The sequence below is a fragment of the Paenibacillus salivarius genome, assembly GCF_051307165.1.
Lineage (GTDB): Bacteria > Bacillota > Bacilli > Paenibacillales > Paenibacillaceae > Fontibacillus.
In genome coordinates this window covers 977053-1001674 of the sequence record NZ_CP195592.1, presented here as the reverse complement: position 1 = coordinate 1001674, position 24622 = coordinate 977053, and the positions used below count along the sequence as shown (strand labels likewise).

Here is a 24622-nt window from a genome sequence, read left to right as displayed (position 1 = left end):
TTATTCAAGCACAGTTTCAGTTCGGACTTCCGATTCCAGCAGCTTTAGCTTGTGATTTAGTCGGTTGTTCTTTCCACGCAAAAACTCTCGATTCCCACGGGTTTCCTGGCCTTCCTAACGTCTGGGACTCCATGATTTCTTTAGCAGATTCTTTAGTCGTTACATGATAATAAGTTTTAGTATTCCCCGTCCCCTAAGTTGTAATAAACTCGGGAATACCAATTACCACCCATTATAGTTCGTACCGTCGAATGCAAGGTAGAGATATTCCTTCGCACGCTTTACGTTAGGACCATCCACAAACATTGGCCCTTTAAGGAAGAACCGTATATCTTTTTGTTCCTTATTGACAAGAACTGTCTTTATCAACGGACTGTCGATGCTACCTGACAGTCTAGCTTCGACTGTTATGAGGTTCACTTCTTTAAGTGAATCAGCTTTAATAATTTCTAACTCAAACAATTGAATTAACCTCACTCTTCACTAAGTAATTTTCTATAATCCCTAAGTGCTTGAATCGTCTGTCTCGTTTCATTATTTGGAATACCATATGCCTTCCTATACCGAATAAGTTTTTCCTGCGCCTCAATTTCCATCTGCAACCAATTGTCACCAGTAGCTCTGCCTGTTCGATTTTGAGTTGAGTGAATGAATTCCTCAAATACAGCAGATGTCGTTGGATTCTTCTTATGCATGATAATGTCGGACCGATATTAGAGGCTTCTGCTTGATACTTGTAGAGTCGAGCAGTAACCTCAGGACCTTGCATGATAACTCCGCCTTGCCGTTCAAACTGCGCTTTCATGCGGTCAAATTTTGCAGGGTCAATTGGTACTCTTTCGGAATTACTACCCGTACGGAAGAGTGGATTAACTTCATCCGTCCCTTAAGTTGTAATCTTAAACTTGGGAATAAAGAAGGTGGCAATTGGTTTTTCCAATTACCATCATTATATCAGCTTGCTTGGCGTTCTGTTAGAGTTGCCGCCCGAGCTAAAACGGATAGGAGCGATTCCTGCAAAACGTGCTAGCTTATCAGCATTAGAGATGCGGCGAATATCTCCGATTTCGGCAATCAGTTCCGCCGCTGTAACGGTGCTAATTTTCATCAGTTCTAAGAAAATCGTATCGGTATCATTAACACGATCTTCGCGCTGACAGCCTACATCTGCAAATAATCTATCTCTAATGGCGGCAGGGACGTTGACGGAACCCCAAGTTCCTTCATTAACGAATTGCGTTCATCCAACGTGCTGGACTTATAAAGCAATTTCAATGCCCCCATACCAAGTACATCTTTTAGCTTTTGAAAGCCAATGCCGACTTCGACCTTCTTTGGCGTATGCTGCTGCACATATTCAAATAAAATCCACTCTATGCTAGGCGGTAACTGGACAAGTGACAAATTCCTGTTCATGACGTATTCAAAGAAACCTCTCGTCAATAAGTCACTTGCCTTTCTGATGGCAGCATAATTCTTCATCTCATAGTTTGCAGGTTGGATTTCAAGCCGTAGAATACCTTTTGCCCGTCTACTACATCTGCTGCCGCATGATGAGCGATAGATTCTCTTTCCTTGTCATAGAACAATATCCTCTTGCTCTTGTTGCTGAATGATACGGATTCAATTTGGTTGTAAGCACATGTTTTCATCTTCGGCAGCTTTAACAAAGATAAAACTGTCTGATGTAATCCTTTCTCCCCCACATAGAAGTTCCAGCAAACGTCCTGCCGCATGACTTTCCAATCAGCCTTATCTATGACGATACCGAACATGGAGTGTAGTTCCTGTTGGAGCATCGCAAGAAAGTAATCAACTTCCTTTTCTTTGAGCATTCTGACGTTATCGCCAAACAGGAATTTTGGGATGGATACCTGTATTTTTCAGGGTATCGTCCTGCTTCGCTATACCCCAAGTAAGGGATTCGTTCAGTAATGACGCGGCTTTGTAACATATCATTTATGCAACATTTACCAAATTGTAAGCATGTATAATTTTGCTTTCTTTCATTGCATTAGTGTTGCAACGATACGTCCTTCAAAATCAAACCATAATTTTATGAAATCACCGCGAAAGTATTGCGGCATTTCTTTTATATGAAAAAACCTTGAAAGGCACGAAGCCAATCAAGGTCCACAGTATTTATTCCTCTTCTGTCCATTCCTCAAAACCGTGAGGTAAAAGTTTTTTCCTTATTTTCTGCATGTATTCATCACTTGGCATGTTTACTGATACTGCTTTTTGAGTGTCGTTAAGGGTAATAGCAATGTCTTGCCCAGTTATTGCAGAAATAACCTCAGCCAAGTTTCTGTCTGACATATACTCGTACAGCAAGGACATTAGCGGAAAATACTCTTCGTTTCCAATACCATTTGGGAAAGCATTTTTTAACATCTTGTATGTGCTTTCCAAGTGTTTTGGTATTAAAATATCACTCATTTTATCTACCTCCTAAAGGAACTGGAGAGTGAATATAGGCATCAAAATCCACTCCTTGGGCAGAAGCCCCTCTTATAAATTTAGCATCGCCGGTCATAGTTGTAATTCCTAAATTATCACCAGTACCAAATATAATCTTATCATTCGCTCCGACTTTTTTGGTTTCTACTAAGTTCATAGCTCTAGAGGACGGATTATCAGGGATAACTTGAACTCTATTCATAAATCTTTCCGCATGTGCTTTCTCCAACGGTCCCGCAACACCATTTACTATGATAACAAAAAACAGGTCTATCATGGTAGTATCTGACCATAATCGACCTGTTCGATGTAAGGGAATAGCGTTATTTAGGGTATAATATTCAAGCCTTTCGTACGTACAACCGAAATGACGAATCTTTATGCACGTATTATATGGGTTATATGTGTTATTGGTTGAATGATGGGTTCATTCGGCACTGGGTAGCCCCCACCAAAAAAAGAGACCTTGAAAGGCATGAAGCCAATCAAGGTCGACGTTATTTATTCTTCACATACTTGGATAATCTCTTTAGGAACTGGTTCAAAAACCAATACTTCCGGTTTAGGATAGGGTTTCTTTCCTTTGTATTCATCAAGTGTCATCAAGCTATCCCAATACAGTTTTACCCAGTGTTCTAAACTTTCACCTGTATCAAAATTAAGTGCTTCCTCATCAGTATCCTTCAAATCCTCATAAAATGCTTGGTCATAAATGGATAAAGAAATATCCCCATCAAAGACTAAGATTTTACTTGTAAATTCAGGAAAGCAAAATGACCTTGTAAACCGATTAACCATATCAACACCGATTGCTTTTCTAAAATCAACCCAATTCGGTGTATTCAAAGGTCTAAACCGCTCAGTTACATCAAGTTTGACCCTGCCACCATTGCTGTATCGGTTATTTGATTTTGTTGTATGGTTTATACCTCCCGACATTATCACTTCCTTGGAAACATAATGTTCATGACCTTCGGGCAAGTAAGCATGATATAGCATGCCATTCATCTAAACACCACCAATATTTATTTTCTTGGAACATAAGGGAAGTGGGAACTTCTTGTAGGGTCATCCAAGTTTTCAAAGACTCGATGACTTCCTGTCGGAGTGTCAGGTGTACTAATGTTCCCGTCAAATTCTTTATAATACTTGGTTATTCTTTGCGTATTAGGGTTATTAGGATTTGGCCAGTTTGAATATGCTTTATCAGGATTAGTCATTGTCTCTTGTCTTAATCTCCCAACATCAACATCTTCACCATATTGTGAACGATTTGGAGTTGATGGCCTACTTGGGTCATACATATGCTTTTCAGAGTGTGGGTTAACAAAATCACTAGGATTGCTTCCCCCACCCGGCTTTGTAGGAACTGGAGCATCACCCGTCCCCTTAGATGCAAACATCTGCAAATCGAGCTCATACCGGTATGGAGTTTTCTTTGGCTCAACATCCCACTTAGACAACCCCAGCGGATCCACATACCCCACCGGATCCCCGTTCACATAAGCATACCGGTTCAACGTCTGCCCGTCCGTCAGGTCGCCTTGGATGACGTCACGGTTCAGGAATCGCTTCAGTTCCGGATCGTAATAGCGGGCCCGCATGTAGTACAAGCCATTCGGATCGGTCATCACCCCATCCCGGCCATTGTACCGGAACGGTTGGTTCGTGATCCCGATGTGCTCTTCCAATTCCCCGTAGTTCCCATAGGTGTACCGGTCCGTGACTCGGCCGTTCTCGTCGGTAAGCAAGGTCGTGCTGCCCCGGACATCGCTGTGATAGCTAACGTAGTTGCCTTCCGCATCTTCCCGGCCAATGAGCCCCAAGCCGTACACATAGTAGGCTTTCGGCGCCCCGTCTTCATCCAGCTCCATCAGCACCCGGCTCAGTTCGCCCAGATCGTCCGTCACGTACTGTGTCGTTTTCCCTCTCCAGGTCAGGGTGGTCCGGGTGCCCAGCATGTTATAAGTATACTTGGCCTTCCCGGATTTTACCAAGCGATTGCGAGCATCGTACTCATACGAAGCCATGCTCTCCCCGTTGCTCCGGTACAGCAGGTTCCCGTCCGCGTCCATCTCCACCGGGTAGTCTCCGAGAGCCTGCAGCCGGTTATCCGCTGTATAACTGAAAGAGGATCCCTTGCCATTCAGAGAATCCCGCGTCAAAGTGATGTTCCCGGTCCGATCGTACTCATAGCTGACAATCCGGCCCTTGGCTGCTCCGCTGCTCAAGCGCCGCAGGTTGTCGTACGTATACTGCTTGTCTTCTTCCTGGACGATTTGCCCGATCCCGTTATAGGTTAACCGGTACTGCTGCAGCATCACGCCTTGCGGGGTACTGTCCTGGATGCGGATCAGTTGCCCCGCGGCATCGTACGTCCGCTTCTCCCTGCTTCCGTTGCTCCGGATCGTCTCCGCCAGCTTCCCGCTTTGGTCATACCCGTACCGGGTCAAGCGTCCCTTCCAGTCCTTGACCTCCACCATTTCTCCGGCGGCGTTATAGCGGTAGTGTACCTGTTTGCCGTCCGGGTAGGTGAGCCTTGTCAGACGCCCGGCCTCGTCATACTTGTAGCCGATCGTGTACCCCAGCGTGTCGGTGCTGGAGACTAACCGCCCTGCCGCGTCGTAAACACGGGAGAGCACGGCCTCCCCTTCCGTGAGGGAGACGACACGGCCGCCGGCATCATAAGCGATCCGGATTTCACCGGCCTCATCCTCCAGGCCCACCAGACGCCCGGCCGCATCGTAACGGTAGGCGGTCGACTGCTGTCTGGCGTTGACCCGGTTCGAGAGCAATCCCCGCAAATCGTAGGCATACGTGATTCCGTGACCGGACGCGTTTCGTTCCTCGATCAGCAGACCCGTTTGGTCATAACGCAGCTCCGTCCGGCTGCCTCCCGCGTCTTCATAAGCGGTGATTCTTCCTTCCCTGTCACACTCCTGACGATAGACGGCTTGGTCCGCCTCCGTCACTTCCGTCAGCCGCGAAAGCGCGTCGTACTTGTACCGGGTCACGCGCCCGGAAGCGTCGGTTTCCTCGGTTAACCGGTTCACTTCGTTAAACCGGTACCGGGCGGTATGTCCCAGCCCGTTCGTGACCGCAATCGGGTTGCCCGCCTGGTCGTACGTCAACTGCCGGACCAGACGCCCTTCCCCGTCAATCACCGCTTGCATTCTGCCCGCCGCATCATATTGGTACTGCGTTTTGCGTCCCAAAGGATCGACAACCGCGACCAGCCGATCTCCCGCGTCATACTCCAGCGTCGTCCGCTCTCCGGCCGGATTGATTTGGGTTATAAGCCGGTCCGCCTCATCATAGCGGTACTCAGCGGTATGCCCCAGCGGGTCGGTTACACTGGCCAGTTTTCCCGAAACCGTATACGTATACCGGGTTTCCGCTCCCAAAGGATCCTTGCTTACGATCAGATGATTGTCTGCATCATAAAAATATTCCCACGTATGTCCCAGCGCATCTTGCGCGCGGATCAGGTTGTCGTTACCGTCATATTCGCGCATGAACACATTGCCAAGCGCATCTTCCACCGTCGCGATCCGCCCGGCTTCGTCCACGGCAACCTCGGTCCGCCGGCCTTCCGCGTCCTCCCATCCCGCAAGCTCTCTGCTAGTTCCGTAAGTGAAGGTTCGGACCGCGCCGCTGAAATCCCGGTAGAACGAGATTTGTCCTGCAGCCGTATACCCCGTTTCCGACAAGCTTCCATCCGCCCTGATCACCTTCACCAAACGATGCAGCTCATCGTATTCGTAACGGGTTTCGCGGCCTTCGGCATCAATCTCCCGTACCCGTTGATCCCGCTCGTTATACGCGTAGCGGGTCGAGCGGCCAAGTTCATCCGTAACCTCGGCGAGCCTTCCCCGTTCGTCGTAGCTCCGGGAGATGACGCGTCCATCCGAGTAAGCGCGGCGGACTTCCTGCCCCTGTTCATTGTATGTATAGTTGATTTTCCGTCCGTCCGGGTGCTCCATTTCCGTCAGCAGGTCATGGGCATTATGGACATACCGCGTTTGAAGTCCCAGCGGATTGGTCAATGTGGTGATCGTGTGTCCAGGAAGCGAATCCGTATCGTAGTCCAGATAAGTCATCTGTCCGTTCGGATCGAGCTGGGCCACGATCCGGTGCCGTTCATCGAACGTGTTCTCAAACTCCAGCTTCCCATTGGTCGATACGGACAAGATGCGTCCTTCCTCGTCGCAAACGATGTCCGTCGCCTGTCCGTTAGCGTCCACCAAACGGCTCATGTGACGATTTTCATTATACGCAAAACGGACGGTCCGTTTCCCGTCTTCCACCGCAGTCAGCAGCCCGGTTTCGTTATACACGAACCGCAAGCTCCGTCCCGTGATGTTGTCGGTCAAGCGCTCCGTCAACCCCGGCTCGTTCTGCTCCACTAGGAGCACCTGTCCTTCCGCATTGCGATGCTCGAGCAGCCGCCCGTCCTTGGAAAACAGGAACGTCTCCTGCTTGCTCCGATAAATCAGTTCATACCCGTCCTCTACCGGATGTAGCTCATCGAATTTTACGCCGATGTCTTCCGTCTGATAGACCCCGTCAGTTCTCCGTTCATATTTGTTTTTGCGGGAGGCGTTCCAGCATACCGTGATGACGGGATTCTCGGAAGAAGACGCTTCCTCGAGATCCAGACGCATCGCATAGTTATGAGTCCATGCCGCCCCCATCTCGCTCACTTGCAGTAATCCCGAGTGATAGTGAAGGGTGAACGGCCACACGGCCGCGCCGTACAGCTTGAGCACCGTATGACTGATCAACTGATCCCCTGTCCCCATATGGATCGGGTCGCCCGCCATGCTTTTGGGGTTCCCGGATTCAGGGTTTTTGCTTTGCTTCTGGGAAACGTCCGGCGTATGCGAGGCGCTGTCTCCCGCTTTTCTCGCATCGCTGGCTTTATCCGCCGCTCTGGTCACATCGCTCACCGCATCTCCGGCCGTATCCGCGGCTTTGCCCGCTTTCGCCATGCCGGCGGCAATCCCGCCCACGACCGTTCCGGCCCCGCCTGCCGCCGCCACCGCGGCCAGCTTTTCGGCATCGCTTAAGCCGTCCGCAACTTCCGCGGCGTTCGCAGCCCGGTTTCCGGCCTGAGCCACGGTTGCCACGGAATCGGACAGCTTTTCACCATCCTTCAGCACATCTGCGGCATTCGCGGTCTTACTCCCGAGCTGCCCGGACAACTTGCCGGCATCGCTAACCGCATCTCCCGCCTTGGTCGTGCCGGCAGCCGCTCCGGCGATATCCGCACCATGATTCACGGCGGCGGCAACGTCATCCGTTTTCCCTGCTAGGCCGGCAACCTCATCGCCATGCTTGGCGACGAATTGGACCCCGTCCGCGACCTCATCGGCAAACTTCAGGACTTTGGCCCCGTTGCGCACCGTCTTGCCCAGCGGACCTGCAATCGCCAAGGCCCGCTCCCACGCGGCCAGCTTCTCCCCGGTAATTAAATCCCGACCGGTCACGGCCTCGATGATCCCTTTCGCATTCCCGATGATCGGGACGAAGTCCAGCGCCATGCTGACGCCTGTCTTAAAGACCTCCCACCATTTCCCTTTTTCGATCTTTTGGCCGTAGGCATCGTCATCCGCGAACTCTTCCCCTTTGCGTGTGGACAGGTCGGACAGCTCAAGAAGCTCCTTATTCAGTTCCCCGAGGCTTTGACTGATTCTTCTGAAATTGCCGTCCACATCGGAGCGGCTGCGGCTCTCCAGCGTCAACCGGTTCATCGCCCGCTGCAGATCCGATTGAAGGTCCTCCATTTCACGGGCCGCCGATTTCAGCGTCTTCCCGGTTTGCTTCAAATCGCCCGGATTCAACTCGATTTTCAAACCGTTAACCTCCTATCTGTACCTGGACGAACGAGCCGCAGCCTCACGTTCCCGGCGAGCCCGTTCCTCCTGCTCTCTTCGCCGGTCCTCCGCCAAATCCGCCTGCCGAAACGCCTCCGCAATTCTTTCGAGCTGATCGGCAAACGCATCCATCTGCTCTCTTGTCCGGTTTAATTTGGTACAAGCATCTTGAAATCCCTCATTGAATCGTTGAAAGGACTTCCCTTTCCACAGCATGTTCTGCACGGTATTCTTCATGCTGGATCCCTCATTCAATAAGCTTCTGCTTCCGTTGCGCACCTGTCTGGCGATGCTCTCCAGAATCGCGACATCAACACGTATTGGCATGAAGATCCCTCCCTCGCTTAAGTGCTTTCATCCGTTTTTCTGAATCTTTCGGCAATCGCGTTCAACTCGGTCCCTACGCTCTTAAGCAGCGTAGACGCGCTCTCTAACTGCTTATGGGCATCCTGGTAGGAAGAATAAAACTTTTCGCGGGATTTCCCCTCCCAGTTCCCTTCAAGTCCGTCGATTAAAGACTTCAATTCCTTGGCCATCGTCAGGTTCGATTCGCAGCACTGCAAAAAACGATCCCCGATCTTCTTGATTTGCTCCGGTTCAATTTTGATGCGATTGCTCATGCTCTTGCCCCCTCATTCACCAAATCATATTTCGCCGCCAGTCGCTCCAATGCCGCAAGAACAGGCCCCGGCCGGTAATCCTGAATGGAAAGCTCGTTCTCGCCAGGCTCCGTAATCAGAAGGAGATCCTCCCCCTGCTGCCGGTAACGATAACCGGTCTCCCCCCAGCTCGCCCCGTATCGGGTCCAAAATGCCATCGTTCCCGAGCGATCCGGATTTCCTTCCAGCCGAAGCAAAAAGTCGATTTCTTCTTTAACGGTAAGCCGTTCTTTTAATAGAGATTCCCGCTCCGGCCCGGTAGAGGATTCCCAGGCATTCGCGTTCGTATCTTTCAGCAAAACCTGGACCGGCGTCGCCCCATCCAGCGTAAGCGGAAAAAACTTCGCGAGAATATTCATGGTCAGCTCCGGATTCGCCAAAGGACTGATCGTGATCACGCCGCCGGCACTCCAGGTCCGTTCCACGACCAAGCTGGGGGTGAAATATAGAAACGCTTCATAGTCCCCTTCCCCCAGAATCGTCTTCTTCAAGTACACGGCGGTATCCGAACCGCAGCAGGCCAGGCATAAGCCCAACAATTCATCGATTTCCAGCTCCTCCGAGCCTTCCTTTTCAAGAAGAACGCCTCTGTCCATAAGCTGTCGTCGAACCTTCGAAAACTCCTCCTCCAGCTCCTCGATCAGGTACCCCGGGAACGGGTCCGTAAAGCCGGCGATATGTTGAAGGCCCAGCATTTGAGTAATAAAATAAAATTCCGAAACCGTGAAATGAAAAGTATCCTCCCGGACATTTTCAGCCATCCGCGCCTTCCTCCTTCACAACCAAAGTCAAATCAAGTAGAGCAGTACAGCGATAAAAAGGATCACAAACGACAAACCCAACAGGATGATCCACAGCTTCGCATACAGATTGGTGCCTTCCTGGGTTGAAGCCTTGTATTGTTTTCGAATCTTTTCGACACCTGTATTCCGTTCATCCTCGGGAACATCGATGGTTTCTTGGATTTGAGTCATAACCATTTCAATCTCTCTATGGAGCGAAGAGCCCCGCTGGAGCATATCGATCAATCGGCCGTACTCCCAAAGGGCTGCCGGCATTTTCCCTTGCCCTTCAAGCGATCTGGCCCGATGCAGCATGTTCTCCATTTCCTCGTCGGGCATCTGTTCTATGGATGTTCTAGGGAGGTTCTCCTCCGTCTCCTCATGTAAAAAAGAGGAAGCGGCGTTATCCTCAACGGCAACTGTACAATCCTCATCTTTTTCAGCGGATACCGAAGCTTGGAGGGCAACCTGTTCGAGCCCTGCCGCGAGCATGACCGACCATTCCGCAAAGGACGGGCACTGCTGCGGCTGCTCCGCGTTCCACAGTCTCTCGAACAAGCCCGAGACCGGCCCCCCGTATAAACGTTCAAGCGTGCGGATCATCAGAGCTTGCCGTTCGCCGTTTTTTTGCAGCTCCTTTGGTGAAAAATAGCTTTCTCCCCAACATTTCTCGCGAATCTCCGGGTCCGGCCACGTAAGCATTTCCGCAACCAAAATACCCCCGGCAAACCTGTCCGCATAGGGCCCCCACTGCCATTCCTGCTGAATCATAAAGGGGGGCCTGTATCCGTCGACGCCATCCGGCAAGTCATCCGGTTCCTCAAGCTTGCTTATATAGAGATCCTCCAAATCCACCAACTGAACGGAGCTTCCGGAAACCAGGTCCCCGATCATCACATTGGATGAGGACAGATCGGTATGAGCCAGGCCGTTTTCTTCCAAGGCGATCATAATTTCGATAAAGCTCTCGGCGATCCGTATGCTTTGTTCCAACGGCAATTCTTCTCGGGCAGTTAAAATATCGCTCCACGTATCCGCATCAATCCACGGCATCTGTACGGCATACAACAGCTCCGGGTACGCGCCCAGCAGCTCTCTGCTCTCTTGCGGTTGAATGACCGTTCGCGCGCAGATTTTCAATCCCGGCAAATGCGAGAAATTCCCCAAAATCTCCGCCTTTTTCACGATCGTCGGGTACCTGAACGAGGGACGGAATACTTTTAATGCAAAGGTCTCTTCATCTTCGGAGCGAACGATTTTATAAACCGTTCCCTGCCGGCCTTCTTGCCCGTAAGGAAAACCCGCGAAGCGCGGATGCTCCTCGACACGATAACCGCGTCCCAGCAGTGAAAACAATTGATTTTGTTCGGGTGGAAACAATTCACTTCACCTTTTCCGATTCATCGATGGTATGCGTTGAAAAATTCTGTTTTTTCTCGATGCGAAAATAAGAGCCGTCCAACACTTCAAGTTCATTTAAGGTACGACTTATGTCGATCGTCTTCCATCGCTGATCTCCGCCGCTGATCAAGAACTGACATTCCTTCTCCATGAACGGGTATGGCCCCCATTCTTCAAGACCGGGCAGAACCCGCTCCAGCACTTCCCTAATAGGGACATCCCCGGGCAGCTCCAAATCCAGGCTTCTGCCCGTCGACTCGATCATCAAGGTCAGTAACGTCGTATTCATGCTTTACTCCTCCTGTCCGTTACCCGATCGGGGTAGCGGCCGACATTTGAAATCCAAGGGAAATCAGGTCCGCGCTGGTGCCGGGCAACATCATCAAGGCCCCTTGGCGAATGGAGTAGGCGGACTCGATCATCAACTCGCGATAAGATTCAGGAAGCACGGAAGACATGCGCTTGAGCTTCTCGGTATAAGGATCCGCCGAGAAACTGCCCGGCAGCATGCCTCCCCAAGCTTTAATATCCCTTATCTTGCCTCCGGCAGCCTCGTCCGTCATGAAAATATTCTCCACCAGCACGTTTCCGTCGTTGACCCGAAGCGTCTTGATGCGTTCGGCAATTGGCTCCGGGTCCTCTCCGGTGTATACGCCGTCCGTAATGTGGCAAACAAGCGGTGCCGGCCCATGCATCAGATTCGGCAGCTCCGACAACAGTATTTTCTCGGCTTGTCTGAACGCCTTGGCCGTATCCGTGAACCGCTTCGGATATAACTCGGGCAAGCTGCCGCTGTTGGCAATCCGATCGATGGATTTCACGCCGTCCAAAAGATCGTAAACCTCGTCGCTGTATGCCAATATGGCTATTCGGTACCTCGGCGATAATCTGGAACCTTTCGTCGAACGGTAGACGATTTGCCGGATAGCTGTTCTTAGCGCTTCGTTCAAAATATCCATTCTTCGTCTGCCTTCGAATTCAAGTGTCATTGAGCCGCTGATATCCAGCAAATAGATGATTAAAGCGGGGGTCTCGGCGGTTGCTTGAATCTGGTAGCTCACAAGCAATCAGTCTCCTTCTATTTCATGCTGCAGATATAGTAAAGACCAGGTAAACAAGTACCTGGCCCTTGATGGTTGCCTTAGCTTTGTTGGTCCGCATTTCTGAAGCGAGTCGCGATCGCGGTCAATTCTTTGGCAACTTCGCGCAGCATGGTTATGTATAAGTCCATGTTCTTCTTATCTTGCTCGAATTGGTTGAAAAACTTCTGCTGCGTCATCCCTTCCCACTGTCCTTGCATCGCTTGGATCGCGGAATTCAATTTGTTCTTCATCTGTTCGCTTTGCTCGGCGCTTGATGTAAACTGGGAAGCTACCTTATCAATTTCTTCGGGAGTAATTAAAATGCGAGCCATGTCATACCCTCCTTAAATATCAATATTTAATAGAATCTAATAAAATAGTACCAAGAGACCCAACTTTTATCAATACAATATTTGGTAGTTTATGTCGATTTTTTAACGTGTGCTCAACCCTTCTACCCATGACGAATTAACCAGATTTGCTTGTTCGATAAATTGTTCGTTACCGTGCGCGAAGGCATGGGCTATTTTTACTCGCTCATATTTTCGTTTGATATAGAAGCCTTCGCCGGACGGAAGCATCTTTCCGCTTTGCTCGTATGGAATTTTAATATTGAATAACTGGGCTTCCGTTAAATCCGTAGTTCCAAGGAGCCATCCGATTTGCGCCGACTTGACTTCCTTCAGCCACGCATCCCAGTTTTGGTTCATATCGTTTGCTTGTCCGGCAGCGATAATGTACACCCCGTACTCCCTGCCGTACCGGGCGATATATTCGAGTTTCTCCGTTAAGGCATAGTTGGAGGAGATCCGTTTGGCCATCACATCGGCGTCGTCGATCAATAGCATGAGCCGCGGAAGGCCAACTGCCGGGATTTCGGCCTGGACCCTTCTTTCGATTTCCTGGTTCAACTCCGACAATATCTTCTCCAGCGCGCGTTCGTCTGAAGCAAAGCCACGGGTGTGCGCCAAGTCTCTCAATGAGCTTAAACCTGGAGACGAGCGCCGGATGTCGAACAAAAACAAATGCAGCTCTTCCGGCGAGAAATGGCGCGAAGCCGTGATGCCAAGCGTCATCAGCATCGAGGTTTTGCCGCTTTCCATCCTTCCGCCGATTATAAAATACGGTCCTTCTTCCATGCTCCACGAAAATTCCCGTAGATTTGCGACTTGAAGGCCGAGAATCATCGTCCCCTTGTCTCCGCTTGCCCCCGCACTCCAAATTTCTTCCAGCGGGATCGTATCCGGCAGGACCCGGATCGAGGTAGGCCTTGTGCCCTTCCAGTTTGCATCCAACTGCTGGAAGTATTCCTTCACCAGCTTCGCTCTTGTGGACTCGTTCAAGCCGTCCACGGAAAGCGCCGTTTGGAATTCATAAGGCGGCATATGGCCTTTGATAAAGCCGCGGCCTTCCGGAAGGTCTGCCGGGTTTTTGCCAAGACGTCCTACGGCGTAATGGTAATCCCCGGCGTCCGACAGCAGGAAGGACACCGCATTTGGAAAATTACTGCGGACTTTGTCGTAAATATCGGATACCCGGTTGGCCGTAAGCAGGAAATAGATCCCGTAACTGGAGCCTTCCCGGAATAACACTTCCAATTTGTCGTGAAGGGTTTCATATTGCTTTTTGAAGTTGACATAACCGTCAATGATGACAAAGAATGCCGGCAGTTTTTGATTCGTATCCGCACAGTACGCGAGTCTCGATTTGACGCCGGTTTCCGCAAAAAGCATTTTCCGGCTGGACAATTCTTCTTCCAGCAAGGCGACCATGCGTACGAGCTTTTCTTCCTCTTCATCGAGAATGATATCTCCCGTATGCGGCATCAAAAGATAATCCTTAAGCATTCTGCCGAAATCGAGCGCATAGACGTGAATATCGTCAGGCGTACAATTCCCGGCAATCGAGTAGAGCAGCGTTTGAATAAACGTGGTTTTCCCCGTGCCCGGCATGCCAAAAACGACCCAGTTGCCCGACTCGATGTCGATCCTCAGCGGAAATTGGGTTTGATTGGCGACGTCATCCACCAGTCCCACGGTCGGATAAATGATTTTATCCCCGATTTCCGGCGATTCCGGAATTTGATCGAGCGTCAAATATGACGGAAGAGGCGGAAGCCAAGGTCCGGGTAACCGTTCGATTCCCGCTTGACTGCAGTAATCCGCAACGTAACGAATAAGCACGCTCAGTTGTTTCTCCTCGAGTCCCGTTGCTTTGCCGCCGCTGCTTCGCTCCAGTCCTGCCGAGGACCCCTCCAACGGATTGGCGATTTTGCTGCGCCCGCCGTCCAATCCCAAGCGGTAAGCGGAAAAGCTGGATTGCCGAACCGATTTGTTCGGGTCATACGGCGCGCCGCTCCAGGCAAACTGGACGAGCTCGAAAACCTCATTGCTTCCCACCTGGAAGTATCCTCGTCCGGGGGTCGTAATATAGGCGGCGTCGCTAATTTTCAGCATTTCACGGCTATCCCCTTCGTCCTGTACCCGCAGACAGACTCTGTATCTGGAGTTGCTCCAGATCTTGTCATCCACGACCCCGCCCGGTTTTTGCGTGGCGAGAAGCAGGTGCACGCCCAAGGTTCTGCCGATCGCCGCAATGGACACCAGCTCGCTCATAAATTCCGGCTGGTCCTTCTTGAGCTGGGCGAACTCGTCAATCACGATGAACAAATGCGGCAAAGGCTCTTTGCTTCTCCATTCCGTCTTGTAGTATTCGTCAATATGCTGGACGTTGCCGGCAGCGACGAACAGCTTCTGTCTCCGGTTCAATTCCGCCTTCAAGGAAACCTTGGAGCGTTCGATCAACCCTTCTTCCTCCAGGTTGGTGATCGTGGCGATGACATGCGGCAAATCGGCAAAGGTATTCGACATGCCGCCGCCCTTATAGTCGATAAGCATCAGCGCAAGGTCGTGCGGATGGTATTGAACGGCCAGCGAGGCGATCATGGATTGGATGACCTCACTTTTCCCCGAACCGGTCGTCCCGGCCATCAAGCCGTGAGGACCATGACCTTTTCGTTCAATTTTGTCATGCAAATTCATGACGACTGGCTTCATGCCGCCTCGTACCCCTACCGGGAAAGGCAGGGTATTCGGATACCGGTGCTCCTCCCATTTGCCTGCGACGTCCAATTCGTCAATCTTCTGGATACCGTAAAGATCGAATAACGTCAGGACATTGACCACTTCATCCGCCGAGCTTGTCTTCACGCGATATGGCGCCGCCATGCGGGCAAAATGGTCCGCTTCCCCGGCGGACATCCGATCGGGCTTGAACGCCTGCACATAAGGCACCTCATCTTTTGGCTTTGCGTACGACGCTCCCGCCGAGCCTCCCGTTACGTTCGTCGAGCGCATGACGGCCTCATCCCCATGCAGCTCCACCACCAACTGACATTCTTTCGGAAGCAGATCCCGCCTCTCGGCCAGCACAATCGAGGTTGCGCCGATGGCGTCGCCTTCTTTCATAAGCAGCGGCAAAATGGGCTCGTGTTCCAGCATATCGATATAGGGGAGGAAGCAGACGAAAAACGGAATTGCCTGCTCTTTCTCTTTCATCCATAGCCGGCGCTGCAGCAACGAATGAAGCTGCTCCAAAACTTGAGCCTGATAGGAACCGTCCTGGAAAAGGAAGCGGCCGGACCGCTTGTCGTCCCATACATGCGGGAGCCAGCGGAGCCAATCCCATTCCCCCGTCTGCATTTTGCTCATGAATGCCGCAAGCTTGACTTCATCCGGCGAATGGTGGGTTACGATTTGAGTAACCAAGGCTCTGCAAAACCCTTTTAAATCCTCTTCGTTCCCGACGAGTCCCACGACCCTGTATTTGTTTAAATCCATAAGTGCCGGAGCATTCGGTATGGTCGAGAACCGTTCGGCCAGTTCGTTGGCCTTCTCGACCAGCGGGTCCTTCTCGATGCCTTCGCGCTTGGGGACCGAAACATCGAAGCCGCTCGGTACCGTACCGATCCCGGCCCGAATTTTCAAGAAGTCGGCATCCTGGGGAATCCGTTCCCAAATCGACGGGCTTCGATCGATAAAAGCCTGAGTGCAAAACAGCGGCTCCAAGTGGGTTTGGTGCCAATTTAAAATCAGCTCGTTCTTCCAGCTCTGCAGTATCTCGCGCTGCTCGTTCAGATGCGCTTCATAGCCTTGATTCCGTTTTTTTATCGCGCGGCGGTGCTTGCCTTTTTGCTGCAAATGCACCAATACCGGGACGAAATAGGAAGCTACCATCGTACAAAGCGAGATCATTTGCACCACGACAAAGGAAGAGTTGCCGGCCCGTTTGTAAAACATCATCATCGCCGCGGCTCCCGTCACTGTAACAATAATGGGAACCATAATCGAAATCAGATTCAGCGACGGAGCTTGCGGGATATTCGGCGGCCGAAACACCTCGAGCTTCCGCTCACCCTGTTCATGGATGATCCGGGGCGATCTGCGATAGTAAAAAGAAGACATGCCTCAAAACCAACTGCCTTTCGTCATTTTCTCGGTTTGCGACTGTAGTCGTAGGAAAATTATATCACCTAATTTTTGAGAAAAATGTCGAATTGTGTAGTTCAATGTTAAAAAAACCCCGGGTCTCATTCCCCGGAGCTGGTCATTTAAAACTATTTTTATCTCATACTTACTATTGTTGGTCAATCCGTTCCATCCGGTAGGTATATTTGACCAATTCCGTTCTCCGCTCTTCAATAAAATGAATTTGATTCTGTAATCCTTTAAAGAATACGTTCAGCCGGTTCCGCAGTTCGTCCGCGGCCTGTCCCTTCCAGTCGGCAATTCCCTCCGTGACGGCGCGGACATGCTGTTCATTTTCCTGAAGCGTCCAAAGCAATTTGGTCAGTTCCCGGTCCGCATTCATGAGATCCGTCAATTCCACCATGATTCTGCTCAACTGCGTTCCCCCTTCTAACCACGATCCGCACGGATAAAGTCGTCCGCCTTCTTGTTAATATAGTCGGCGATTTGCTGCCCTTCGTTCACATACCAGTTATTGAACGTATGCAACGTTTGAATCAAGCTTATTACGATCGGCTGGAGTGAACGGCTGCTGCTCGACTCCACCAAACGCTGGATCGTCCGAATCGCGGCGGGCAGCTCCCCCTGAAACTCCAGAACGTGACGATTTAAGATTTGTCCCGCTTCCTTTAATGCTTCCGGCCTGAGTTGAATCGTCCCGTTGACGGTTGAAAAAATCCCGCTCATTCCGATTCCGGTTCCCTGACCGGAGATCTGTTCCTGTACCCTCAAGCTCTCTTCGTAAGAATTCCACCTTGGCGAACCATCCAGACGCTGGCCATCCATGGTAAATAGATCATTGGATATGTTGCCTTCATCATCGAAGGTAAACCTATCCAGCCCATGACGCGCTTCGCCTGAGATGGAATTATACATTTTCCTGAAAACCCCAAAGCTTTGTATAGATCTTGTTACCGGTACATAAATAATTTTAAATTTCGGAAAATTCCAAAAATCGGGCTCCCCGACGGCTACAACCAGGGGAACCTTATATGTGTATGTATAATCCTGGTACTTCTTGTTGGCTTCTTCATAAGTTGAATATGTATAGTAGGTTGAACCTGCATGTCTATCCGGATCGGCCAATCCTGAACCGATGGAATCCCCCGGGTCCACATAAGCTACGTTGGTTTTGTCGAAGTCGCCTCTCTCGCTTTTCTCTCTGAGCTCGTCGGACAGGAGATGGTTAATGCTGGGCGCATTAAAGCTGGTGGAGGAGAGTCCGTTGCGAACGGCTACATATTCCGCCAACGCCCCGCCCAAAGAGTGGCCCGTGGTCGTAATCTCCGAATTCGGATACGTCTTTGCAACGGTTTCATAGAGTACCTCCGCCTGACGGAACTGATTCGTTTGATAATCGGATTCCAGCTTGTGATACATCCGTGCCGCATCGGGCTGAGACATGATCCAAGGGTTGTCCTTTATTTTTTCGTAGGACTCATGGAATTCCTCCAAGTTTTTCATCCTGCCGCCAACCACGTCCATCCCATCGGTCTCATAATCCACCAGCATACTCCACAATGGCCGGCCCGGCGGTTCTGTTCCGCGGTAAGCGATGACAATTTCATCCGTATTGATATTCTTAAAAATCGTTGCATCGAATCCGGAACCATTCGTATCATGCAGCACCGTCCCAACGGGTGTGGTGATTTCCCAATCCTGATTGCGACCCACGATTTCACCATTTTTTGATGCTCTAACATAAGCTTGAGAAGAAAAAGTATGATAATCCTGATCAGATGTATAATTCAAGACAATGCCGCCCCTCCCATTCCACAATATTCAAGTATAGGTTAATATAGTATAGAAGTATTATAAATAACAATCTCAAGATATAAAAGACCTGTGCGAAGGTTATTATGAAATCTCATTTACAATGAAGTCGTGATTGCCAGTGAAATTGTAGCAGATAAACTAAACAGATAGAAGAAAGGAGAAGAATGGCGGTGGGTAATTCGTTGAAATTGTTCAAAGTAACTCTGGTATCGATTTTAATTTTAAGTTTACTTGTCGGTTGTATGTCCAAAGCGCAGAAAGAGGCCATTTATATCAGGGCCGTTCCTATTGCGAAAGAATACATGAAAGATAATTATAATATTGACGTCACAATTCTCAGCAACTATGAAATTCACGACCCAGCTAACTCTGTAATTGTTCTGTATGGTCATATGGTTGATGATTCTGGAGCAACTTTCACCATAAGCATCAATCATAAAACATATGAAGTTTCCAGTATTAGCGTGGCAAAGATTATCAAAGAAAAAAAGGTGGAGAGGGAATTGAATGATGTTCTCTAAGGGTATTTTCTCATCGGGTCTATAAACCGGTTCAGCTATCTTTTCTTGATTATTCTGCCACAAGGTTAATACCGTAATTACAGATACGTATTATCAAGGCCTAAACTCCAATGTTATTCATAGCCTTTGTGACGGCTTCATAGAGCACCTCCGCTTGACGGAACTGATTCGTCTGATAATCGGACTCTAGCTTATGATACATCCGTGCCGCATCAGACTGAGACATGTTCCAGGGGTTGCCCTTTATTTTTCCGTAGAACTCATAGAATCCATCCAAAATTTTCCATCCTGCCGCAAACAACGTCTACCCTATCGATTTCATAATCCACCAGATACTCCACAAGGGTTGACCTGGAGGTTCAGTGCTGCGTTATACGATAACAATTTTATCCGTATTGAAATTCTTAAAAATTATATCAATATAGTATCATACATAGAAACATACAGATAAAAAGGTTTTTTATTGTGCTATATAAGTTGAACTATAGTATAGAAATACACAGGATGACATAGCACTTATATAGAAAACGAGGTGAATTATGTTAAGAATATTGAAAATCACTTTTATTTCCGTTCTCACTCTAAGCCTGCTCGCCGGGTGTATCCCCAAATCACAGAAAAACGCCATTTTTAACAAGGCTGTTCCTATTGCAAAAGAATATATGAAAACTCATTTCAACACGGATGTCGTTATTTCCGAATATTATGAAATCAATGATCCCATCACTTACGAAATCGTGTTATACGGCCATATGGTCAGTGATCCGGAGGAAAACTTCCACATTGCAATTAACCACAAGTCTTATGAAGTCACTAGCTTGGGCGGAGCTAGCGAAATCATGGACCGGGCGGTAATCAGTGACAATGCTGACTAATCATATTTAAATGGCTGACGGGAAGCCTTCGGGTATTTAATGGATTTATGTGTTATTGGTTGAATGATGGATTCATTGGGCACTGGGAGGGGTCTATTGCATCCAACCTTCGTCATATCAGAGAATGAAAAAGGCCACAATACGGCCGGATAGCTCGTATTGTGGCTTTGTTGGTTATATGATTCGATCTTGTTATTGAGTTGTAAAACTGAATCATTAGTTTCTATATTAATCAGGAAGTTTTGGTTTTGCGTCTTTCAGGTTAAACCATGTCTCAATATGATTGCACAGAGGTTCTATGTCCTCAATTGCTGTTTCACATATATAGCCATACCTCTCTTTTAAAATCCTCCTCACATCATAATACTCATAATATTCTTTTGTAGATTTTGCCACACAAACTTCGCTGGGTTCAATAATATAATTTTGATGCTTTGTATCTCTACTCATATACATACTCCAACTTAGTTTCCCTTCATACTCCTTTATACACTCTTTCAATTTATTGTATAGATTACCGCCATTTGAGAATCTAAAGTAAAATCCTGGAGTCGTCTTATATATATCATCTTCAGAGTACATATTAAATCTAACCCAATCAAATGTACCAAGCTTCGAAATAGTATATGCCATTCTCTGATCCCGATTTATTTCCGATGAATCTTTAAAATAAAAACTTTTTCGGTTCATCTTATTTCTCCTTTACTCTAGCACTTGATTTGTAATAGCTATCTTCCCATCATTGTCTTTGCTTAATCGATCTAAATATGTTTCTTTTAGTACTGGCACTTTGCTATATCGAGGATCATAGACATATTTACCGTCTGAGTACACTGTGTGGTACTCAAATTCAACCTTCGATCATATTCATTCACTTCTATTTGTCCATACTTATCTGAAGAGCGTATTGTTATTATCTCTCCTTTGCCACCTGATGCATTGGCCAAATCATCTGCTATTTCAGAGCAATCATAATTTGGATTTGATCTATACATTTGCATCATTTTCGGACATCACCTTGATTACTGACTGATTACCAATAGATTTGCCCGTCCCCTCATCCTCATTAGACTCAGAAGAAGACTCTTTCTGCTTATCGGGGACCTTGTCCTTTATCGGGACATCTACATCAATCCTTCGACCCGACGACTATGGATACCTTCTTGACCGCCTGTCCAGCCACGCCTCCCCCAATCAGACTTGCCGCAACGGCGAGCATATTTTCTCCAATGATTCCGCCGATGCGTTCCCATCTCTGACTCGGTTCAAGATTCTCCAGTTCAGCGTATAAGCCCGCATAATCATTCCACTTATCTGTTGCCGTTTGTTTAAAGTAGCCTACCGGATCCGCTGCAAATTTTCTTGCTTCTTCATTTAGGTCTATATAGATCTGCTTGATGCCTTGCAATGCTGCTTTGCCGCTTTCCAACGGATGGGAAACGATCTCAACGAATTGATTCGCTCCTAAAGATTCTCCTCTGTGGTTTACTATTTCAACCTCTTTAGCACTTTTAATCTTAGGAATTTCACCCGTCCCCTATGTGGTAAAGCTAAATCCCACTAAAAGGATGGTGGCAGTCAGATTTTCCAACTACCACCATTCTATCATTAGGCAACTTGTTCAGCGAGGGGCGGGGCGATGTACGGTGTTTTGTTCTTCATCATGCCGTAAATGATGTTGACCAGCCGCCGCATGATGCAAACTAATGCTTGTCCTTTCGTTTTGCCTTCCTCTTGCTTTCGTTCATAGTAGGCTAGGAAAGCAGGGTTGCGGGGGAGCTTGCTTCCTTTGGAAACTTGCACCTGCTGGACAGCAAGGTTATAGAAGATGCCATGTAGGGTGCGGTTGCCCTGCTTGCTCTTCTGTTCTTTGCCTTTCCCACCCGAACTGAACTTTACAGGAGCAATGCCAGCAAAACGAGCCAGCTTGTCAGGACAGGAAAAACGGTGAATGTCTCCGATCTCAGCAACTAGAGCCGATGCTGTTACTAGGTCGATGCCTGGCATTGTCTCTAGCTGGAAGCCCAGTTGCTTCATCATGCGGCTTAGTTGATCTTCTACCTTCAGAACTTCTTCCTTCTTAAAACGGATGTCTCGGACATGGCTTTGAATCAGGAAATCCCTAGATTCTTGATACTCCCGCTTAGTCTCGCCATCAGCCGCCACCCATGCCATGATTTCCTCGGCTTTCTTAGTCGAACAGGTGTTGTGACTGGATTTCAACAGCATCTCCCGCAAATCCTCTAAACCAACGCCTTTCAGATGGTGCGGGGCGGGGTAGGTATGCCAGAACTCCAAGGCACATTTCCCATCAATACCGCTAAAGAACTTCTTGTAGCTAGGATAGTGATGGGACAACTGCATGTGAAGCTGGTTTTTGAGCGCAGTATGAGCCTTAATCAGCGCGTTTCTCCTCGCTACAAGTTGCCCGATTGTCCAATAGATGTCCTGCGGATTCGCATCGGGTAGGATTTCGAGCTTGCTAACAAGTATCTTCGCCACACACTCTGCATCCCAGCTATCGCTTTTCTGTGTAGTCGGGTAGCTCTTGCGCTCAGCAAAGGACAATGCCGAATTGACTTCTTTCACCTTCTGCTTATTCTCTACGAGGAATACGGCTAATGACCGCCCATAGCCGCTCGCATCCTCCAATCCATAGATCGGGGTCATGCCTCTTTTGCATAACTTCTTAACAAACGGAAGCAATTCCTCGAAGGCGGCGGGCTTGTTCTCAAACTGGATTTCGCCCAACTTCTCATACCAGCAGTTTACGATCACGGCAGTATGAGTAGCCTTATGAAGGTCTACACCTACGTAAATATGCTTTTGTTTATAATGTTGATTCAAAAGAAATCACCTCGATCTACGAATGTAATAAATAGAAAAGAAAGTCGGCAACCTCAGTTCGAGCGTTAGTCATTCGCATGACCCGCATTGGGACGCAAGCCTATCCATTCTTTTCTGGTTTAACCATTAATAAAAGGTACTTCTACTTGCTCTATACGATACGGCTACGCCACATTTAAGCGTGGCGGTGGAGATTAGAGAATAATCGGCTGGTGTACACCTTTCGCTTCTATCTGTCCATAGCGATACATCCCCCGATAGAAGTCCTCACGGTCTAGGATTCGCTTCACCTGCACCTTCGTGAATGGCTTGCCTTGAACCGTTCTGTAGCCCGCCTGATTCAGTTCTGCCGCGATTTAGGACAACGACCATGACGAATGCTCTGCCTTGATCTCGAACAGCCTACGTACCGTCTCAGCCTGTACAGGGTCGCTGGAGAGCGTCTTTTGTCCTTTGGCGGCTGAATAGCCATATGCTACTCTACCTCCCGCATAGCCGCCCTCGGCTTAGCTTCAAGGCAATCTCTAACCGCTGGTATTGGTCTAGTAGCTCCATCATGCCATTGACTAGGAAATCGTTTGGATCATGGGCATAGATGCTGTATTGCGACTGTTCAATGGCTTTGACATTGACTTGATGCCGCTTTAGCTCCCGCTGAATCAGCACCTTCACGATATCTGCTCGCCATAGACGGCTAGTGTTCAGAACAACGATAAACTTCACATCTCGCCATTTCAGATCAGACAGCATTTCTTGAAGCCCCTCGCGTTCTATGGTTAGCTCGTCCTCGTCCACCTTTGCCCCTGAAATGCCTTCATCCTTATAGATGTCCAGCAGTTCGAGGTTGTGGGCGGCGCAGTACCGCTGTATCTCCTCCGTTTGGTAGGCAAGGGAATAGCCATCCTTGACCTGTCCTTGCGTAGAGACACGGACATAACCGATTACACGCTCTTTCATGACATCACCCCGTTTCAGTAATTCCAGTTTTCGTAACGCCCTTGGAATCATCCACTGCCGCCGCGTATTCCGCATACGTCAAACAGGCGGACGGCGGGGCAGTTCACAGGCTTCTATATGCGATTGTCAAAGGGCGAAATCAACTTGCTGTGGGAAATACAGAACCATATCACGGGAGGCATGTAAAGGGGGGGCGGGACGCATAGTATATATATTTTTAATCATTTCGTGGAATCAGGACTGGGCAATCGAAGAACCCCCCCAGTGTCTTGGGAAAGAAGGAACCGCCCTCGCTGGCGCAGGGGCAGCGTGTTTCCTATGAGAATATTTTATAGAAACTTGATGCGGTTCCCTTAACTCTGTCCTAGTCTAGTCGTATAGAGAAAGTAACAGGTCTATTAAGGTCGTAAAAATGAATATACGAAGCTCTACCCGTGGTCGCAGAAGAACACGTTAAAAAATGCCTCGGCGTTCATCAGCCGAATGTGATCATGTAATTCCTTTCCATTACATGAACAAAGTCGCGTTAGAAGCGGAAGATTCGCCTTTGGCAAAGTAAGACGTGATGCCTTACTTCAACTTCCCCAGATTTTCCGTCGTAGTGTCCAAATGGACAGGGAACCTTGACAGAGTGATGGTTCCGACTATCCGCGCAGTAAAGCTACACCTGGGTGCGCCAGATGTCTCGTAGGCTCGGGATACCTCAACTTCACACAGCCTAGTCGTTCTCCCTCGCAAGAGGGGGAACGCTCTGTTGTCCTCCCTTCACACAGGTGAACTCCCCGCCTGCGGAGCGGGCGGGGGGTGAGACTGAAATGGACGCTAAACTGTAAGAATAGAGAATAGGAACACGAGTAAGA

Annotated in this window: 21 protein-coding genes and 2 pseudogenes; 2 read left to right on the top strand and 21 right to left on the bottom strand. The window is 49.0% G+C overall.

The window, feature by feature from the left end:
- Positions 1–958 precede the first annotated feature (958 nt).
- From ACSFXJ_RS04545 to ACSFXJ_RS04465, 17 genes and pseudogenes are all read right to left on the bottom strand, one after another.
- Positions 959–1189, bottom strand: a pseudogene (locus tag ACSFXJ_RS04545) (transposase); the annotation flags it as partial.
- Entirely contained in the window at positions 1162–1482 is a 321-nt protein-coding gene (locus ACSFXJ_RS04540) for a hypothetical protein (RefSeq protein ID WP_435924047.1), read from the bottom strand. The gene ACSFXJ_RS04540 and the pseudogene ACSFXJ_RS04545, both read right to left, overlap by 28 nt.
- Positions 1479–1835, bottom strand: coding sequence for a hypothetical protein (locus tag ACSFXJ_RS04535; protein WP_435924045.1), 357 nt, complete (start codon positions 1833–1835; stop codon positions 1479–1481). Before ACSFXJ_RS04535 ends, ACSFXJ_RS04540 begins: the two co-directional genes overlap by 4 nt.
- 307 nt (positions 1836–2142) lie before the next feature.
- Positions 2143–2439 (bottom strand): DUF3349 domain-containing protein, encoded by a 297-nt coding sequence (locus ACSFXJ_RS04530; protein WP_435924044.1) that lies wholly within the window; start codon positions 2437–2439, stop codon positions 2143–2145.
- Position 2440: 1 nt separating this feature from the next.
- Positions 2441–2737 (bottom strand): DUF1308 domain-containing protein, encoded by a 297-nt coding sequence (locus tag ACSFXJ_RS04525; protein ID WP_435924043.1) that lies wholly within the window; start codon positions 2735–2737, stop codon positions 2441–2443.
- Between the two features lie 224 nt (positions 2738–2961).
- Positions 2962–3468, bottom strand: coding sequence for a DNA polymerase III (locus ACSFXJ_RS04520; RefSeq protein WP_435924042.1), 507 nt, complete (start codon positions 3466–3468; stop codon positions 2962–2964).
- A 17-nt stretch (positions 3469–3485) separates the two neighbouring features.
- Positions 3486–8315: an RHS repeat-associated core domain-containing protein gene (locus ACSFXJ_RS04515; RefSeq protein WP_435924041.1), complete on the bottom strand. Its 4830-nt coding sequence runs from the start codon at positions 8313–8315 to the stop codon at positions 3486–3488.
- Positions 8316–8327: 12 nt separating this feature from the next.
- Positions 8328–8663 carry a WXG100 family type VII secretion target gene (locus ACSFXJ_RS04510; protein ID WP_435924040.1) on the bottom strand — a complete coding sequence of 112 codons (336 nt, stop codon included), beginning with the start codon at positions 8661–8663 and terminating at the stop codon, positions 8328–8330.
- Positions 8664–8680: 17 nt separating this feature from the next.
- The gene (locus tag ACSFXJ_RS04505) at positions 8681–8956 is read right to left on the bottom strand and encodes a WXG100 family type VII secretion target (RefSeq protein ID WP_435924039.1); all 276 of its coding nucleotides are present in this window, start codon (positions 8954–8956) and stop codon (positions 8681–8683) included.
- Entirely contained in the window at positions 8953–9756 is an 804-nt protein-coding gene (locus tag ACSFXJ_RS04500; RefSeq protein WP_435924038.1) for a hypothetical protein, read from the bottom strand. Before ACSFXJ_RS04500 ends, ACSFXJ_RS04505 begins: the two co-directional genes overlap by 4 nt.
- A 27-nt stretch (positions 9757–9783) precedes the next feature.
- A complete protein-coding gene (locus tag ACSFXJ_RS04495) occupies positions 9784–11157 on the bottom strand; it encodes a protein kinase domain-containing protein (RefSeq protein ID WP_435924037.1) in 1374 nt (457 codons plus the stop codon).
- 1 nt (position 11158) lies between these two features.
- Positions 11159–11467: a hypothetical protein gene (locus ACSFXJ_RS04490; RefSeq protein ID WP_435924036.1), complete on the bottom strand. Its 309-nt coding sequence runs from the start codon at positions 11465–11467 to the stop codon at positions 11159–11161.
- Between the two features lie 19 nt (positions 11468–11486).
- The gene (locus ACSFXJ_RS04485) at positions 11487–12239 is read right to left on the bottom strand and encodes a vWA domain-containing protein (RefSeq protein ID WP_435924035.1); all 753 of its coding nucleotides are present in this window, start codon (positions 12237–12239) and stop codon (positions 11487–11489) included.
- 80 nt (positions 12240–12319) lie between these two features.
- Positions 12320–12592, bottom strand: a complete 273-nt coding sequence (locus ACSFXJ_RS04480; RefSeq protein WP_435924034.1) for a WXG100 family type VII secretion target — start codon at positions 12590–12592, stop codon at positions 12320–12322.
- 102 nt (positions 12593–12694) lie between these two features.
- The gene (essC, locus tag ACSFXJ_RS04475; RefSeq protein ID WP_435924033.1) at positions 12695–16723 is read right to left on the bottom strand and encodes a type VII secretion protein EssC; all 4029 of its coding nucleotides are present in this window, start codon (positions 16721–16723) and stop codon (positions 12695–12697) included.
- Between the two features lie 172 nt (positions 16724–16895).
- Positions 16896–17162 carry a hypothetical protein gene (locus ACSFXJ_RS04470; RefSeq protein ID WP_435924032.1) on the bottom strand — a complete coding sequence of 89 codons (267 nt, stop codon included), beginning with the start codon at positions 17160–17162 and terminating at the stop codon, positions 16896–16898.
- A 14-nt stretch (positions 17163–17176) separates the two neighbouring features.
- Positions 17177–18538, bottom strand: a complete 1362-nt coding sequence (locus ACSFXJ_RS04465; RefSeq protein ID WP_435924031.1) for a lipase family protein — start codon at positions 18536–18538, stop codon at positions 17177–17179.
- A gap of 194 nt (positions 18539–18732) precedes the next feature.
- Between ACSFXJ_RS04465 and ACSFXJ_RS04460 the strand changes: the two genes are divergently transcribed.
- Together ACSFXJ_RS04460 and ACSFXJ_RS04455 are read left to right on the top strand one after the other, a co-directional pair.
- Entirely contained in the window at positions 18733–19083 is a 351-nt protein-coding gene (locus ACSFXJ_RS04460; protein ID WP_435924030.1) for a hypothetical protein, read from the top strand.
- A gap of 539 nt (positions 19084–19622) precedes the next feature.
- Positions 19623–19958 (top strand): hypothetical protein, encoded by a 336-nt coding sequence (locus ACSFXJ_RS04455; protein ID WP_435924029.1) that lies wholly within the window; start codon positions 19623–19625, stop codon positions 19956–19958.
- Positions 19959–20186: 228 nt separating this feature from the next.
- On the opposite strand, the gene ACSFXJ_RS04450 is transcribed toward ACSFXJ_RS04455, so the two are convergent.
- The 4 genes and pseudogenes from ACSFXJ_RS04450 to ACSFXJ_RS04435 form a co-directional block, all read right to left on the bottom strand.
- Entirely contained in the window at positions 20187–20648 is a 462-nt protein-coding gene (locus ACSFXJ_RS04450; protein ID WP_435924028.1) for a hypothetical protein, read from the bottom strand.
- A gap of 439 nt (positions 20649–21087) precedes the next feature.
- Positions 21088–21387, bottom strand: coding sequence for a hypothetical protein (locus ACSFXJ_RS04445; RefSeq protein WP_435924027.1), 300 nt, complete (start codon positions 21385–21387; stop codon positions 21088–21090).
- A 179-nt stretch (positions 21388–21566) separates the two neighbouring features.
- A complete protein-coding gene (locus ACSFXJ_RS04440) occupies positions 21567–22805 on the bottom strand; it encodes an IS110 family transposase (protein ID WP_435924026.1) in 1239 nt (412 codons plus the stop codon).
- 194 nt (positions 22806–22999) lie between these two features.
- Positions 23000–23762: pseudogene (locus tag ACSFXJ_RS04435) on the bottom strand (recombinase family protein).
- Between the last annotated feature and the right edge of the window lie 860 nt (positions 23763–24622).

Excerpts from the sequence above, each read along its gene's own strand:
- ACSFXJ_RS04525 (WP_435924043.1), bottom strand. The coding sequence starts at position 2,737 with ATGATAGACCTGTTTTTTGTTATCATAGTAAATGGTGTTGCGGGACCG.
- ACSFXJ_RS04535 (WP_435924045.1), bottom strand. The coding sequence starts at position 1,835 with ATGCTCAAAGAAAAGGAAGTTGATTACTTTCTTGCGATGCTCCAACAG.
- ACSFXJ_RS04510 (WP_435924040.1), bottom strand. The coding sequence starts at position 8,663 with ATGCCAATACGTGTTGATGTCGCGATTCTGGAGAGCATCGCCAGACAG.
- ACSFXJ_RS04480 (WP_435924034.1), bottom strand. The coding sequence starts at position 12,592 with ATGGCTCGCATTTTAATTACTCCCGAAGAAATTGATAAGGTAGCTTCC.
- ACSFXJ_RS04520 (WP_435924042.1), bottom strand. The coding sequence starts at position 3,468 with ATGAATGGCATGCTATATCATGCTTACTTGCCCGAAGGTCATGAACAT.
- ACSFXJ_RS04530 (WP_435924044.1), bottom strand. The coding sequence starts at position 2,439 with ATGAGTGATATTTTAATACCAAAACACTTGGAAAGCACATACAAGATG.
- ACSFXJ_RS04455 (WP_435924029.1), top strand. The coding sequence starts at position 19,623 with ATGTTAAGAATATTGAAAATCACTTTTATTTCCGTTCTCACTCTAAGC.
- ACSFXJ_RS04540 (WP_435924047.1), bottom strand. The coding sequence starts at position 1,482 with ATGAAGAATTATGCTGCCATCAGAAAGGCAAGTGACTTATTGACGAGA.
- ACSFXJ_RS04490 (WP_435924036.1), bottom strand. The coding sequence starts at position 11,467 with ATGAATACGACGTTACTGACCTTGATGATCGAGTCGACGGGCAGAAGC.
- essC (WP_435924033.1), bottom strand. The coding sequence starts at position 16,723 with ATGTCTTCTTTTTACTATCGCAGATCGCCCCGGATCATCCATGAACAG.
- ACSFXJ_RS04500 (WP_435924038.1), bottom strand. The coding sequence starts at position 9,756 with ATGGCTGAAAATGTCCGGGAGGATACTTTTCATTTCACGGTTTCGGAA.
- ACSFXJ_RS04450 (WP_435924028.1), bottom strand. The coding sequence starts at position 20,648 with ATGAACCGAAAAAGTTTTTATTTTAAAGATTCATCGGAAATAAATCGG.
- ACSFXJ_RS04505 (WP_435924039.1), bottom strand. The coding sequence starts at position 8,956 with ATGAGCAATCGCATCAAAATTGAACCGGAGCAAATCAAGAAGATCGGG.